We start from the raw sequence: 14,826 nt of genomic DNA, 5'->3' as shown, positions 1-14,826 counted from the left end.
CAGACGGCCGAGAGTCCGCCTCTGTGTCGGCCTTATGCGGCCGAAACGCCCTTCCACAGCATGTAGGCCGCCAGGCCAAACAGCAACGAGGCAAACACGCGCTTGAGCTGCTTGACGGGAAGATTGTGCGCCGCCTTGGCTCCCAGCGGGGCCGTCAGCACGCTGCAGCTGGCAATCACTCCCAGTGCCGGCAGCCAGATATAGCCCAGCGATGCCGGTGGCAAGCCGCTCACGTTCTGTCCGCCAATGGCGTAGCCGATCACGTTGGCCAGCGCGATGGGAAAACCCAGAGCGGCGCTGGTGGCCACCGCGTTGTGGATGGGCACATTGCACCAGGTCATGAAGGGCACGCTGACAAAGCCGCCACCCGCGCCGACGAGACCCGACAGAAAGCCGATCACGCCGCCTGCCGCCACCTGGCCTGCGCCACCCGGCATCTGGCGCGTGGGCGCAGGCTTCTTGTCCAGAAACATCTGCGTGGCAGAAAAGCTTACGAACAGCGCGAAGAAAATCGCCAAAAACGAGCCCTTGAGCAGTGCAAACACACCCAGGCTGGCGATGAAACCACCCAGCACAATGCCGGGCGCGAGTCGCTGGACGATGTCCCAACGCACGGCGCCGCGCCGGTGATGGGCACGCACGCTGGAGATGGAGGTGAACATGATGGTGGCCATGGAGGTGGCAATCGCCATCTTCACCGCCAAGTCAGGCGCCACCTGACGAGCGCCCAGGATGTAGGTCAGGAACGGCACCAGCAGCATGCCCCCTCCAATGCCCAAGAGTCCCGCCAGAAAGCCTGTGGCCAGGCCGAGCACACCGAGTTCAACAATCAGCAAGGGATCGAGCATGGCGGGATATCAGGAAACAAAGGACAACAGAGCACGCGGAGAGCCGCGAAAATGCCCTGTCACAGACGCAGCAGCAGGTGCTTGCAATGACAGGGCATGGGGAAGAGGGTGTCTGCGAATACCACCGAACTCTCATCCTGAACCGGGGGTTCAGGTGGGCGAGGGCAGCCTGGCGTTGGGTTCATCTGACGCGAGATGATCACGCTCACCGGACGATGTACCAAGCCCGAGCTCAATGAGCATTGGTTCAAGGAAATATAAAGCCCGACAGCTTCGCAGACACGCCAATTGTAGGTGCTGCCAGCGGGCGCTGCGCGCTCGGGGTCATGTAAAGCCCGCAAGCGGCTGTGACGGACGGGCAAGAGGAGCGGTGTGCCTCAGCACACCAAGGACTAGAGAAGGCGTCCGTCGTCGCCCAGAGCGTCGTCCAGACGCTGTACCAAGCTTTGCAGGCGCTGCTGGTCGGTATCCGGCAGCAGGCTTTCCTGGTGCCCCACCACGGGAGCGCTGGCACTGGCAGATGGACTTGCCACGGGCTGTGCTGCAGCCGCAAGGTCTGCGGCTTCGCGGTCGGCGATCTCGAAGGCCAGGTTCAGCGCGGCCAGTACGGCGATACGTTCCCGCGCCCGGACCTTGCCCGCATCGCGGATGCGCGTCATCGCGGTGTCCACGCGCTCCACGGCGTCCAGCAGGCGGCTTTCGTGGCCCTCGGGGCAGGTCAGCAGATAGCTTTGCTGCAGGATCTGCACCTCGATTTGCTTCATTCGGCTTCTTTCGTGAGCGGCGCGGCGGCGGGCAGGCGTTCGAGCAGGGCATCCACCCGGGCGCGTGCTGCGCTCAAGCGGGATTTGAGCGAGTCGCGCTCCTGCGTCAGTGCCGCAACTTGATCAGCCAGCAGGGCATTGGTGCGCTGCAACTCCGCATGTCGCAGCAGCAGGCGCTCCACGCGCTCGGCGATCTGGTCGGTGGGGGACGGTATTGCCATACAGCCTTGGATTGTAGGCGGTGTGACACCAAGCGGTCCCTGGCCCCAAGCTGCGGTGGTGTGCAATGCGCAACAGATACAAGTGCATTGTCGGCCGCGTGGGTGCCATGCGGAGTTGCCCGCTTGATCTGGCGCGCTGGGAGCAGCTTGTAAACGGTCGTAAAATCCACATGTTGGTGCTCGCGGTGTGGTTCACATGCCGCAGTTCAACGGGAAGCAGGGAGGCGCCGTACCACCGGTACCCGCCCAGCCTGCGCTGCCCCCGCAACGGTCAGCGGACGAATCACCTGATTCTCTCTCCATCCATAAGCCACTGGGCGCCTTGAACAAGCGCCTGGGAAGGCATTGGGGGGGTGTTCCGCCAGCCCGGATACCGGCCAACACGGTGGCTGCGTGCGCCCTTTTTTGGCGCTGCGCGGCTGTATCACCCACATGCTGGCGGGAGGCCGGCCCGGGTTGTTTGTTGACCTTGATCCCCATGAAAATCCGTACCCTTCGTGCGCGCCCTGTGGCGTCGTTGCGCCTGCCCGCCCCACGCCTGGCCCTGCTGTCACTGTTGGCTGGCAGCGCCTGCGGCGCTTTTGCACAGACCGCCCCGGCCTCCGGCGAGCTGCTGGCGCAAAACCTGCGCGCACCGTCGTTGTCTGAAACGGTGGTGGCAGCCACGCGCACCCCGCAGCCGCTGGCCGATCTGGTGGCCGACATCTCCATCGTGGACCGCGAAACCATCGAAAGCAGTGGTGCCACCGGTCTGGCCGACTTGCTGGCCCGTCTGCCCGGTGTGGAGTTCTCGCGCAACGGTGGCCCTGGCACCACCACTGGCGTGTTTCTGCGTGGCGCGGAATCGCGCTTTACTGCGGTGTACATCGATGGGGTGCGCATCGACTCGCAATCCACCGGTGGCGCGCCCTGGGAGAGCATCCCGCTGGGCCTCATCGACCGCATTGAAGTGCTGCGCGGTCCGGCGGGTGCTGTCTATGGCTCGGACGCCCTGGGCGGCGTGGTGCAGATCTTCACCAGGCGCGGTGAAAACGGCACGGCGCCCTACGTGGGCGTGGGCGTGGGCAGCCACAACACCACCAAGCTTGAGGCAGGGATCAGTGGTGCCAGCGGCACGCTGGACTACGCCCTGGGACTGGCGCGTGATGACAGCAAGGGCTTCAACGCGCGCCCCATCGCTGGACAGAACCCCGACCGTGACGGCTACCGCAGCACGGCAGGCCACGCGCGGGTAGGCCTGCAGGTGAACGCAGTGCATCGCCTCGAAGGCACCCTCATGCTGAACGACACCAACAGCGGCTACGACAGCGGCCTGGGCAAGGACGACCGCAACCTGCACACCATGCACGCGTTGGGCCTCAACTGGATCGCGCAGTGGAGCAGTGCCTACAAGACGCGCTTTTCCATCACCGACTCGCGCGACGAATACGAAACCCGCCCCTCGCCGTACCTGAGCGACACGCGCCTGCGTGGCTACTACTTCCAGAATGAATGGCGCCAGGGCGCGCACCTGGTCACGGCGGCCCTGGAGCGCCGCGAAGACCGGCTGGAGAACAAACCCATCGACGCCAAACGCTCGCAAGACGCGCTGGCGCTGGGCTACGGCTACAACGCTGCAGGCCACACCGTACAACTCAATCTGCGTCACGACTCGGACAGCGAGTTCGGTGGCAAGAGCACTGGCAGCGTGGCCTACGGCTACGCCATCACCCCGCAGTGGCGCGCCACGGCGTCGGTGGGCACGGCCTTCCGTGCGCCCACGCTGTACCACCGCTTCAGCGAATATGGCGTGGCCACGCTGCGCCCCGAAAGCAGCCGCAATGCCGAAGTGGCGCTGCGCTACGCCCAGGGCAACAGCACCTTCTCTGCCACGCTGTTCCGCAACCGTGTCAGCAACCTGATTTCGTTCTCTGGCCCAGGCACGTGCCTGTCGGACTTTGGCTGCTACGCCAACACGGCCCGCGCCGAATACAAGGGCGTGACGTTTGCGGGCTCGCACCGCGTGGGCGACGTGCAATTGCATGGCTCCATTGACCTGCAACGCCCGCGTGATCTGGACACCGGCAAGCAGCTGGCGCGCCGCGCCAAGCAGCACGCCACGTTCGGCGCCGACACCCGCCTGGCGGGTTGGACCGTGGGCGCCGAAGTGCAGGCATCAGGCCGCCGCTTCGACACCGTGGCCAATACCAACGTGCTGGGCGGCTACGCGCTGGTCAACCTGTATGCCAGCACCCGCCTTGCACGCGACTACACGCTGCTGGCCCGCATCGACAACCTGGCCGACAAGGACTACCAGCTGGCCCGCACCTACGCCACCGCAGGCCGCACGGTGTACGTCGGTGTGAAGTGGGCGCCGCAGTGAAGCCCCCCCTGAGGCGCTGCGCGCCTTCCCCCCACGGGGGGACGCCACCCGTGGCCTGGCGGAGCCAGTTCCACGGTGGCACTGGCATCGTGCGTGCCAGTTTCATAGGCATGCTGGGCATGTGTTCCCCAGGGTGGCTGAAATGACCAGGTGCCCCGCGTTGCTGATTGCAGCCCCGGCCTCTGGGCAGGGCAAGACCACCGTCACTGCCGCCCTGGCGCGCCTGCATGCGCGCCAGGGCCGGCGGGTGCGGGTGTTCAAGTGCGGGCCGGATTTCCTGGACCCGCACTGGCACCAGCTGGCCAGTGGTGCGCCGGTGCACCAGCTCGATTTGTGGATGAACGGTGAGGCCGACTGCGCGCAGCGTCTGCACGATGCTGCGCGCGAGTCGGACCTGATCCTCATCGAAGGCGTGATGGGTCTGTTTGACGGCAACCCCAGCGCAGCCGACCTGGCCCGGCACTTTGCGGTGCCGGTGCTGGCGGTGGTCGATGCCTCTGCCATGGCGGGCACGTTTGGCGCGCTGGCCTATGGCCTGCGCCACTACCGCCCGGGCCTGCCCTGGGCCGGTGTGCTGGCCAACCGCGTAGGCAGTGCTCGCCATGCCGACATGTTGCGTGACGGCTTGCACGATGTGGATGACTGGATGGGGGCGCTGATGCGGGTGCAGCCTGCTACGGCCTCTGCTGCAGGCAAGGCTGGCGCCGCGCTGCTGCCCGAGCGCCACCTGGGCCTGGTGGCCGCGCACGAGCTGGACGACAGCCTGCAGCGGCTGGACGCAGCGGCCGATGCCCTGGCCGCTACCCCCCTGGGCCAGATGACGCTGGAGGATATGCAGCGCTGGGCTGTGGACTTTCCGCCGCCCGCCTCGAAGATTGCTGCGCCAGCGCTGCTCGCGGGCCGCACCGTGGCCGTGGGGCGTGACGCGGCGTTCTGTTTTACCTACGCCGCCAATGTGCAATGCCTGGAACAGATGGGCGCCCGCGTGGCGTTCTTCTCGCCCCTGCAAGACACGGCGTTGCCGGACTGCGATGCCGTGTGGCTGCCCGGCGGTTACCCCGAGCTGCACACCGCGCAGATCGCTGCCAACACCGGCATGTTGGCCAGCCTGCGCGCCCATGTGGCCGCGGGCAAACCCCTGTGGGCCGAGTGCGGCGGCATGATGGCGCTGTTCGATTCCATCATGCTGGCCGATGGCAGCGCGGCTCCGCTGTGGGGCCTGCTGCCGGGCCGCGTGACCATGCAAAAGCGCCTGGCGGCCCTGGGGCCGCAGCAGCTGACCGTGGCAGGACATACGCTGCGCGGCCACACCTTCCACTATTCGACCAGCGACAGCAGCGCTCCCGTGGTGGCCCGCACAGCGCGGCCCCACGAGGCGGTTGCGCCGGATGCGGGTGAGGCTCTGTACCAGCAGGGCAGCATCCATGCCAGCTACTTCCATGCGTGGTTCCCGTCCAGCCCCGAGGCGGTTGCGCATCTGCTGGGCGGCCAGAGCAAAGCATGACATCCGCGTCACACCCCATCACTACCGAGCTCATCCTGGGCGGTCAGAAAAGCGGCAAATCCCGCCGTGCTGAGCTGCTGGCACGCGACTGGCTGGCCCGGTCCGCCGACCACCGCGCCGTGCTGATCGCCACCGGGCAGGCCTGGGACGACGAGATGCGCGAGCGCATCGCCCGCCACCAGCGCGACCGCGCCGAGCGTGTGCCAGGTTTGCAGACGGTGGAAGAGCCGCGAGATGTGGCCGCTGCCGTTGCGCGGCACAGCGCGCCGCAAACCCTGGTGGTGGTGGACTGCCTCACGCTGTGGCTCACCCACTGGACCATGCCCCTGGGGTTCGAAACCATGGATTTGGAGCAAAAACAGGCGCAAGCGCTAGAGTGGAATGCCCAGGCTGCTATGTTTTTGGAAGCAATTCGGCACTCCCCCGGGCCCGTTGTTCTGGTGGGCAACGAAATTGGCCTGGGGGTCATCCCGATGGGGCGCGAGGTGCGCGCCTTTGTCGATGCGCTGGGCATGCTCAACCAGCAGGTGGCGCAGGTGTGTCCACGGGTCACGTTGATGGCTGCCGGTCTGCCTCTCACTTTGAAGGAACCCTGCTGATGAAACCAACCCCCGTGCGCCGCATCCTGTGGGTCATCGCCATCCTGGTGCTGCTGGGCCTGCTGATGGCCGGCCTCGCGCGTGCGCAGCCGGTGCACATCCGGGACGACCGGGGCCGCGAGGTCTCGCTGCCCCGGCCCCCCCAGCGCATCGTCAGCCTGTTGCCCTCGTTGACCGAAAGCGTGTGCGAACTGGAGCAATGCCACCGGTTGGTGGGTGTGGACCGCTACTCCAACTGGCCGGAGGCCGTGATTGCCAAGCTGCCCAAGGTGGGGGGCGGGCTGGACCCGAGCATCGAGGCCGTCGTGGCACTCAAGCCCGATGTGGTGCTGATGTCCGTCAGCTCGCGCGCCAGTGACCGGCTGGAGGCGCTCGGCCTCACCGTGGTGCAGCTGGAGCCCAAGACGCATGCCGACGTGCGCCGCGTGCTGGGCACGGTGAGCGACCTGCTGGGCGTGCCCCGCGCGCAAGGCTCCGACCGCCTCTGGCGTGTGATCGACGCGGGCGTGCTGGCGGCTGCACAGTCCCTGCCGCCCAAGGCCAAAAATGTGCGTGTGTACTTCGAGGTGAGCCGTGGGCCCTATGCAGCGGGCGAGGCGTCGTTCATTGGCGAATCGCTCACCCGGCTGGGCGTGCGCAACGTGGTGCCGGCGTCGCTGGGGCCGTTTCCGCGCCTGAACCCCGAGTTCGTGGTGCGCGCCAACCCCGACATCATCATGATCGGCAACCGCAGCATGCAGGCCATGGTGCCGTACCCCGGCTGGGCTTCCATGCGTGCCATCCGCGAGAACCGGCTGTGCGTGTTTGGCCCCGGCGATTCCGATGTGGTGGTGCGCCCTGGGCCGCGCATGGCCGAGGCGGCCCGCATCATGGCGCGGTGTCTGGTGGAGAAAGCTCCCCCTGAGTCGCCTGCGGCGCCTTCCCCCTCAGGGGGACGCACCCAGTGGCCTGGCAAAGCCAGTTCCACGGGTGCACTGGCCTCGGCCGTGCCTGTCGCAGCCTCTGCCCACGTTGGAAATAGCGGCAAGTGAATTCGTCCACCAAGTACATCGGGCAAAGCCGCCGCGCCGCATGGTGTGCCGCCTGGCTGTTGCTCGCCAGCGCGTTGCTGGCGGTGTGTGGCGCCAGCGTGGGCAGCACGGGCTTTGACAGCGTGCTGCGCATGCACGGCGACCCCGTGGCCTGGCAGATCGTGTGGGACATCCGCCTGCCGCGCACGGCGGGTGCGTGGCTGGCGGGGGCGCTGCTGGGCCTGTCGGGCGCGGTGGCGCAGGGGTTGTTTCGCAATCCACTGGCCGACCCGTACCTGCTGGGCAGCGCCTCGGGCGCAGCGCTGGGCGGGGCTGTCGCCATGGCGCTCTTCGGGGTGTCGCCGGTGGCGGCGCAGTGGATGGCCCGCATCGGCATCACGGGCATGGCATTTTTGGGCGCGGCGGGGGCGGTGGTGCTCACGCTGCTGCTCGCCAAGGGCGTGCAGCACACGCTGCGCTTGTTGCTGGCGGGGGTGATTGTGGGCGTGGTGCTGGGTGCGCTGCGTGACCTGGTGGAACTGGCCTCGCCCGACATCCTGCAGGCCATGCAGGCCTTTACGCTGGGCAGCACGGCTTTTGTGGGCTGGGCGGCCTGCTTGCTCATGGCCGTGGCCTGGGCGCTGTGCTCGGTGGTTGCCTGGATGCTGGCACGTGCGCTGGACGGCCTCACGCTGGGCGAGGCCACGGCCGCCAGCCTGGGCTTGCCACTCATGCCCATGCGTGTGGGGCTGGTGGCTGCCATGGCGCTGGCCACAGGCACGGCGGTGGCGCAGACGGGGCTCATCGCCTTTGTGGGGCTGGCGGCTCCGCACCTGGTGCGTTCCATCGTGCGCGTGACACACGAACGGCACATCGTGCTCTCCAGCCTGATGGGCGCGGTGCTGCTCATGGCGGCCGACATCCTGGCGCGCTGGCTGCTGGCGCCGCAGGAGCTGCCCGTGGGCGTGCTCACGGCGGCCCTGGGCGGCACCTATCTGCTGTGGCTCATGCACCGGCGCACCTCGCAGGGGGGCGCACTATGAAATCAATAGCTATCAGTGCAAATGGAATAAGCGCCAGCATCGGGAATCGCTCTATATTGCAGGGCATTGACCTGCAATTGCCCGCCGGGCGCTGGACCAGCATCGTCGGCCCCAACGGCGCGGGCAAGTCCACCCTGCTCAAGGTGCTGGCGGGCCTGCTGCCGCGTGTGGCGGTGCAGGGCGACGTGTTGTTGCTCGGCCGCCCGCTGGCGCAAATCCCGGCGCGCGAACGCGCCCGCCAGCTCGCCTGGCTGGGCCAGAACGAAGGCTCGGCCGACGACCTCACGAGCTACGACGTGGCCATGCTGGGCCGGCTGCCGCACCAGGCCTGGCTGGCACCGCCGGGTGCGGCCGACCACACAGCGGTGGAGCAGGCGCTGCGCACCACGCAGGCCTGGGACTGGCGCCACCGCCCGCTGTCGCAGCTGTCGGGCGGCGAACGCCAGCGCGTGCTGCTGGCCCGCGCTCTGGCGGTGCAGGCGCAGGTGCTGCTGATGGACGAGCCCCTGGCCAACCTCGACCCGCCGCACCAGACCGACTGGCTGCACACCATGCGTGCACTGGTCGATGCGGGGGGCACGGTGGTCAGCGTGCTGCACGAGGTGTCGCTGGCACTGCAGTCCGACGACATGGTGGTGATGGCACAGGGCCGCGTGCTGCACCAGGGCGCCTGCGATGCACCCGCCACGCACGCGGCGCTGGAGAGCGTGTTTGACCACCGCATCCACGTGCGGCATCTGGATGGCATGTGGATGGCGCTGCCATCGATGCAGCGCAAGCACAGCCAATGAAACAACACATGGATTGAGGGAGTGGAAGCATGAACATCGAATCGGGTTTCTCGCAGGTCGCGCAGTCGTTGCTGTGGCCGGTGCTGGTGCTGGTGGGGCTGGCGTTTGTCTACGCGTTGTGGTCGGGCGGCGCCACGCTCATGGAGGCGTGGCAGCGCTGGCGCCAGCCGCAGTACCGCTCGCTGCGCGTGGCCCCTGGCTTGTCGATGGAAGAGCTGGAGCTGCAACTGGTGCGCCAGGTGGAACCCGTGCGCCTGCTCAGCCGCCTGTCGCCCATGCTGGGGCTGATCGCCACGATGATCCCACTCGGCCCCGCGCTGCAGAGCGTGGCGGCGGGCAACGGCCAGCAGGCCCTCGCCGTTTTCAGCGGCGCCTTTGCGGGCGTGGTGCTGGCGCTGGCCGCCGCGTCGGTGGGCCTGGTGGTGTACTCGGTGCGCCGCCGCTGGCTGCTGGCCGAGCTGCTGGTGGTGCGCAAGGAGCGTGGGGTGGCGCAATGAGCTTGCGCCACTTGAACGTCCTGGCCGAGGACGACGACGATCCGATGCTGTCCGCCGTGAACCTGGTGGACGTGTTCCTGGTGCTGGTGGTGGCGCTGCTCACGGCCGTGGCCGTGCAGACCCAGACCAGCGCTAACGAAAGCGTCACCATCATCCGCAACCCCGGCCAGCCCGACATGGAAGTGGTCGTGCGCGAGCAGGGCAAGGAAGTGCGCTTCAAGGGCGCTGGCAGCGCAGCGCAAGGGCAGGGCGTGCGCGCGGGCGTGGCCTACAAGCTGGAAGACGGCAATATCGTCTACATCCCTGAAACGGGCGCTGCTCCTGCCAGCGCTTCGGCCGGTGGCGCGGGTGGCGCCGCCACGCCGGCACCCGCCAAGCCATGACGGCGCTGATCCTGCGCGCGGCACTGTGGTGCCTGCTGCTGGCTGCGCCGCTGGCGCAGGCCGCACAGTCTGCGCCCGTGTTGCTCTGGCTCACGTCCGACATCACCACCGCCCCGCGCACGGCCATGGTGCAGCGCTTGGCCTCCGACGCGGGCCTGGGCTTTGTGCACATCGATTACCCGCTGGCCGGCCCGGCGGTACTGGACGCGGCCCAGGCCCAGAAGCTGGAGCGCGCACTGGCAGGCGCCGCCATGGTGTGGGTGGATGCCCCGCATGCCAGCGTGGAGGCGCGCTTGCGCCGCATAGTCGGCGCGCAGCTCGATGCCCGCGCCGCACGCGCCCCGGGCCGCGTGGTCTGGGTGCCTGCGGGCACGCCTGCTGTGGACCTGTCTGCGCTGGAGGCTCCTGCCCGCATGGTGGCTTACCTGCAGGCGGGCGGCCCGCACAACCTGAAGAACGCCGTCGCGCTGGCGCGCGCCACTGTGGCAGGTGTTGCGATGCCGACCTTGCCCGCGCCCGACATCCTGCCCCCCCGGGGCATCTACCACCCCGACGCGCCCCGCCTGCTGCCCAACGCCGCCGCGCTGGAGGCCTGGCGCCAGGGCCAGCCCGCGCTGCGCAGCCTGCCCGCCGTGGCCGTGCTGGTGCACCGCCACCACTTCATCGACGGCAGCACGGAGTGGCTCGATGCCTGGCTGCGCACCTTCCGCCAGCAGGGTCTGTTCGCTTATGCGGCCTTTGGTCAGCAGGTCACGGCGCAGACGCTGGCCGAGGTGCTGGAGTTGCCCGCTGAAGGAGGCTCTGGCCCAGGCCCGGGCCGCCTGCATGCCTCGGCCCTGGTGCTGCACCAGCTGGTGCCCCAGGCCGCCGCGCTGCAGCCGCTGCTGGCCCGCTGGGGCGTGCCGCTGCTCGGCACGCAGCCCTACCGCGCAGGCGATGCCGCCGCGTGGGAGGCCAGCGACACGGGCCTGTCGCTGTCCGATGTTCCGTTCTATCTGGCGCAGCCTGAGGCGGCGGGTGCCATCGACCCGGTCCTGGTCGCTGCCCACGGCGCCGAGGGGAAAGACTTCCGCCTCATCGAACGCCAGGCCCAGGCCGTGGCGGCCAAGGCACGGCGCCTGATCGCGCTGCAGACCCAACCTGCCGCCGACAAACGCCTGGTGGCCATGGTCTATAACTATCCGCCGGGCGGCACCAACTTCGGCGCATCGTTCCTCAACGTGCCGCGCAGCCTGGAACAGGTCTCTGGCGGTCTGGCCCAGGCGGGCTACAGCACCCAGCAGGTGCCCGAACAGGGCTGGATCGACGGGCTCAAGCCGCTGCTGGCCGCCTATTACCCCGGCGCCGATGTGCGCGCGCTGCTGCAAAGCGGGCAGGCCGCCGCGCTGCCGCTGGCGCGCTACGAGCAGCACCTGGCCACGCTGCCCAAGGCCGTGCGCGAGCGCATGAACGCGCACTGGGGCGCGCCCGAAAAGAGCCGCTACGTGGTCGAGTGGCAGGGCGAAAAGGTGTTCGTCATCCCGCGCCTGCAGGTGGGCAAGCTCTCGGTATTGCCCCAGCCCCCGCGCGAGGAAACACTGCGCCTGGGCCAGAACCCGTTCATGCACAAGAGCAAGGCGCCGCTGTCGCACCATTACCTGGCCGTGTACCTGTGGGCGCAGCTGGAGGCCGACGCGCTCATCCACTTCGGCACCCACGGCACGCAGGAATGGGCCGGTGGCAAAGCCCGTGCGCTGGATGTGCACGACGACGCGCTGCTGCCGCTCGGTGACCTGCCCGTGGTCTATCCCTACATCGTGGACAACCTGGGTGAGGCCCTCACGGCCAAGCGCCGGGGCCGCGCTGTGCTGGTGAGCCACCGCACGCCCGTGTTCGCTCCGGCCGGCTTCGAGGCGCGCATGGCACACATGCACGAGGTGATGCACGAATGGGAAACCGTGGACGAAGGCCCCACGCGCCGCGCGCTCGAAAAGCAGCTGGTGGCGCAGTTTGTGGAGCACCAGCTGCACCACGACCTGGGCTGGAGCGCCGAGCGCATCGCGGCCGACTTCCACGGCTTTCTTGAAATCCTGCACCCCTACCTGGACCAGCTCGCGCAAAGCTCGCAGCCCAAGGGCCTGGCCGTGTTCGGCCGCGTACCCGCGCCCGAGCAGCGGCGCGAGACCGTCCTGCAGGCGCTGCGCAAGCCGCTGATCGAGGCGCTGGGCGAAGACATCGACGAAGCCTTCCTGATCAAGCACGATGCGGTGCTGGCTGCACGCCCCGCGCGCTGGCTCGAAGTGGCGCTGACCGATGCGCAGGCAGCCAGCGTGCTGGACCTGCGCCCCGCGCTGCCCGATGCACCGCCAGCACAGGACGGCTTGGTGCGCGCCCAAGACCATGTGCCCAACCGCGCAGCGCGCCAACCCATCGATACGCCCGCGCTGCTGCAACTGGCACAGCGCGCGCAAGAGCTGGAGCGCCTGCTGGCCACGGAAGGCGAGCTACCCGGCTTGCTGGCTGCGCTGGAAGGGCGCTACCTGCCCGCTGCGTACGGTGGCGACCCCATCCGCAACCCCGACAGCCTGCCCACAGGCCGCAACCTCACGGGGCTGGACCCGAGCCGCCTGCCCACGCGCCAGGCCTATGCCGTGGCGCAGACGCTGTTCAACGACTGGTTCAAGGACTACCAGGCGCGCCATGGTGGCCAGGCGCCGCAGCGGTTGGCGTTGTCGCTGTGGGCGGGCGAAACGCTGCGCCACCAGGGCATCATGGAAGCGCAGGCGCTCGTGGCGCTGGGCATGCGCCCGGTGTGGGACGACTCGGGCCGCCCGGCGCGGGTCGAGACCATCCCCGCCGATGAGCTGAAACGCCCGCGCGTCGATGTGCTCATGAGCATCACCGGCTCGTACCGTGACCAGTTCCCCGGGCTGATGGCGCTGCTGGACCGTGCGGTGGCCCAGGCCGCCACGGCCGAGCCCGGCAACGTGATTGCGCGCAATACCGAGCAGATCGACCAGGAGCTGCGCAAGCAAGGCGTGCCCCGCGCACAGGCTGAGCAACTGGCACGCGTGCGCTCGTTCGGCAATGCGGTGGGCGACTACGGCACCGGCCTGTCCGACGCGGTGCAAAGCGACGGCCTTCAGACCAACGATGCGCGCCTGGGCCGGATGTTCCTCGAACGCATGAGCCAGCCTTATCTGGAGGGTGAACCCGTGACCGGCGTGGCGGGCGGTGTGGCGGCCCAGGCATTGGGTGCCCACCTGCGCCGCACCGATGCCGCCATCCTGTCGCGCAGCTCGCACCTGTATGCCATGGTCAGCTCGGACGATCCGTTCCAGTACCTGGGCGGCCTGTCGGCCGCAGCCCGCGTGGCGGGGCGAGCGCAGGGGCTGGAGCTGCATGTGGCCCAGCTGCAGGATGCAGGCGAGCCCACTACCGAGACCGCGCAGCGCGCCATTGCGCTGGAGATGCAGTCGCGCTACCTGCACCCGGGCTGGCTCCAGGCGCAGAAGGCCGAGGGCTATTCGGGCACGCTGCAGGTGCTCAAGGCCGTGCAGTTCGCCTGGGGCTGGCAGGCCGTCGCGCCCGACACGGTGCGCAGCGACCATTGGCAGAGCTTCTACGACGTGCTGGTGCGCGACAAGCACCAGCTGGGCCTGCCCGAGTGGCTCAAAGAGCATCCGCAGGCTTATGCCCAGTCGCTGGAGCGCCTGGTGCAGGCGCAGCGCCAGGGCTATTGGCAGGCCGATGCCGACACGCAAAAACAACTGGCGCAGATGTACCAGGAGCTGACGCGTGCCGCGCCGCTGGCGGCCGAGCTGCCCAGCGTGCGCCGCTGGGTGGAGCGAGCGGCTCGTGGTGAGTCCGTAGAGCTGACCCCGCCTGCAGGTATGGCCATTGCGGCGCCGCAGTCGCCAGCCCTGGCAGCGCCACAGCCTGCGCCCCCCGCCGCTGACCTGCCCGCGCCGCCCGCCCAGGCAGAAGCACCACCCTCCGCGCCCGCCGTGCCTACCATGGGCGTGTTACTGGAGCGGCAGCCGGAGCCAACCCCTTCTGACAGCGCCACCGAGCCCAGCCCCGTGGAGCGCATGGCGGGCATCGTGGCCCTGCTGGTCATGGCCCTGGTGGCGATGGCGGGCGCCGCGTGGCAGGCGCGCCGTCCGTCCTCGTTGTCTTCCCCGTTGCAACCGGCCGGCGTGTGATGCCTGGCCTCTCTGAAAGAATCGACACCATGCAGATCGAAACCCCGCCCACCGAAAAACGCTACGAAAAGCCCGAGGGCGAACGCCGGGGCCTTGTTATCGTCAACACCGGCGACGGCAAGGGCAAAAGCACGGCCGCCTTTGGCCTGGCGCTGCGCGCCCATGGCCGGGGCAAAGCTGTGAAGATCTTCCAGTTCATGAAGGTGCCCACCGCGCGTTTTGGCGAGCACCGCATGTTCGAGCAGATCGGCCTGCCCATCGAAGGCCTGGGCGACGGCTTCAGCTGGAAGAGCAAGGACCTGGAGCACTCGGCCCAGCTCGCGCGCGACGGCTGGGAAAAGGCGCGCGCCGCCATCCTGTCGGGCGCGCATTTTCTGGTGGTGCTGGACGAGATCACCTACCCGCTGATCTACGGCTGGCTGCCGCTCGACGGCGTGTTGCAGACCCTGCGCGATCGGCCCAAGGACGTGCACGTGTGCCTCACCGGCCGCCGCTGCCCCCCCGAGATCATCGAGCTGGCCGACACCGTGACCGAGATGCAGTTGATCAAGCACGCGTTCAAGGCGGGCATTCCCGCGCAGCGCGGCATCGAAGACTGAGCCACTGTGTCCGAGCACTGG

13 protein-coding genes and 1 riboswitch are annotated in these 14,826 nt (G+C 68.5%); of the genes, 10 read left to right on the top strand and 3 right to left on the bottom strand.

Translation table 11 applies throughout. From position 1 onward, the window contains the following. Positions 1–32: 32 nt before the first annotated feature. The 3 genes from ASC83_RS15635 to ASC83_RS15625 form a co-directional block, all read right to left on the bottom strand. Positions 33–848, bottom strand: a complete 816-nt coding sequence (locus tag ASC83_RS15635) for a sulfite exporter TauE/SafE family protein (protein WP_056064366.1) — start codon at positions 846–848, stop codon at positions 33–35. Between the two features lie 392 nt (positions 849–1,240). Continuing rightward, the gene (locus tag ASC83_RS15630; protein WP_056064363.1) at positions 1,241–1,612 is read right to left on the bottom strand and encodes a cell division protein ZapA; all 372 of its coding nucleotides are present in this window, start codon (positions 1,610–1,612) and stop codon (positions 1,241–1,243) included. Then, complete coding sequence (locus ASC83_RS15625) at positions 1,609–1,833, bottom strand: hypothetical protein (protein WP_015014799.1); 225 nt, start codon at positions 1,831–1,833, stop codon at positions 1,609–1,611. The genes ASC83_RS15630 and ASC83_RS15625 overlap by 4 nt, the downstream gene beginning before the upstream one ends. Positions 1,834–1,990: 157 nt before the next feature. Continuing rightward, a riboswitch (cobalamin riboswitch) is annotated at positions 1,991–2,230 on the top strand. Positions 2,231–2,311: 81 nt separating this feature from the next. On the opposite strand from ASC83_RS15625, the gene ASC83_RS15620 reads away from it, so the two are divergent. The 10 genes from ASC83_RS15620 to cobO all read left to right on the top strand — a co-directional run bounded on the left by ASC83_RS15620 (position 2,312) and on the right by cobO (position 14,805). Then, positions 2,312–4,195, top strand: a complete 1,884-nt coding sequence (locus ASC83_RS15620; protein WP_056064360.1) for a TonB-dependent receptor domain-containing protein — start codon at positions 2,312–2,314, stop codon at positions 4,193–4,195. Between the two features lie 142 nt (positions 4,196–4,337). Next, positions 4,338–5,699 carry a cobyrinate a,c-diamide synthase gene (locus tag ASC83_RS15615; protein WP_056064357.1) on the top strand — a complete coding sequence of 454 codons (1,362 nt, stop codon included), beginning with the start codon at positions 4,338–4,340 and terminating at the stop codon, positions 5,697–5,699. Further along, positions 5,696–6,298 carry a bifunctional adenosylcobinamide kinase/adenosylcobinamide-phosphate guanylyltransferase gene (locus tag ASC83_RS15610; protein ID WP_056064353.1) on the top strand — a complete coding sequence of 201 codons (603 nt, stop codon included), beginning with the start codon at positions 5,696–5,698 and terminating at the stop codon, positions 6,296–6,298. The genes ASC83_RS15615 and ASC83_RS15610 overlap by 4 nt, the downstream gene beginning before the upstream one ends. After that, a complete protein-coding gene (locus ASC83_RS15605; protein WP_233193782.1) occupies positions 6,298–7,329 on the top strand; it encodes an ABC transporter substrate-binding protein in 1,032 nt (343 codons plus the stop codon). Before ASC83_RS15610 ends, ASC83_RS15605 begins: the two co-directional genes overlap by 1 nt. Beyond that, positions 7,326–8,351, top strand: a complete 1,026-nt coding sequence (locus tag ASC83_RS15600; protein WP_056064350.1) for an iron ABC transporter permease — start codon at positions 7,326–7,328, stop codon at positions 8,349–8,351. Before ASC83_RS15605 ends, ASC83_RS15600 begins: the two co-directional genes overlap by 4 nt. Continuing rightward, positions 8,348–9,142, top strand: coding sequence for an ABC transporter ATP-binding protein (locus tag ASC83_RS15595; protein ID WP_056064347.1), 795 nt, complete (start codon positions 8,348–8,350; stop codon positions 9,140–9,142). Before ASC83_RS15600 ends, ASC83_RS15595 begins: the two co-directional genes overlap by 4 nt. Positions 9,143–9,171: 29 nt before the next feature. Further along, complete coding sequence (locus tag ASC83_RS15590; protein WP_008906167.1) at positions 9,172–9,639, top strand: hypothetical protein; 468 nt, start codon at positions 9,172–9,174, stop codon at positions 9,637–9,639. Beyond that, a complete protein-coding gene (locus ASC83_RS15585) occupies positions 9,636–10,022 on the top strand; it encodes a DUF2149 domain-containing protein (protein ID WP_056064344.1) in 387 nt (128 codons plus the stop codon). The genes ASC83_RS15590 and ASC83_RS15585 overlap by 4 nt, the downstream gene beginning before the upstream one ends. Continuing rightward, positions 10,019–14,206 (top strand): cobaltochelatase subunit CobN, encoded by a 4,188-nt coding sequence (gene cobN, locus ASC83_RS15580; protein ID WP_056064341.1) that lies wholly within the window; start codon positions 10,019–10,021, stop codon positions 14,204–14,206. The genes ASC83_RS15585 and cobN overlap by 4 nt, the downstream gene beginning before the upstream one ends. Positions 14,207–14,235: 29 nt before the next feature. Next, complete coding sequence (cobO, locus tag ASC83_RS15575) at positions 14,236–14,805, top strand: cob(I)yrinic acid a,c-diamide adenosyltransferase (protein WP_056064339.1); 570 nt, start codon at positions 14,236–14,238, stop codon at positions 14,803–14,805. Positions 14,806–14,826 lie beyond the last annotated feature (21 nt).

Origin of the sequence: Acidovorax sp. Root402 (assembly GCF_001425125.1) — a bacterium.
Classification (GTDB): domain Bacteria; phylum Pseudomonadota; class Gammaproteobacteria; order Burkholderiales; family Burkholderiaceae_C; genus Acidovorax; species Acidovorax delafieldii.
This window is presented reverse-complemented; position numbering and strand designations above follow the sequence as displayed.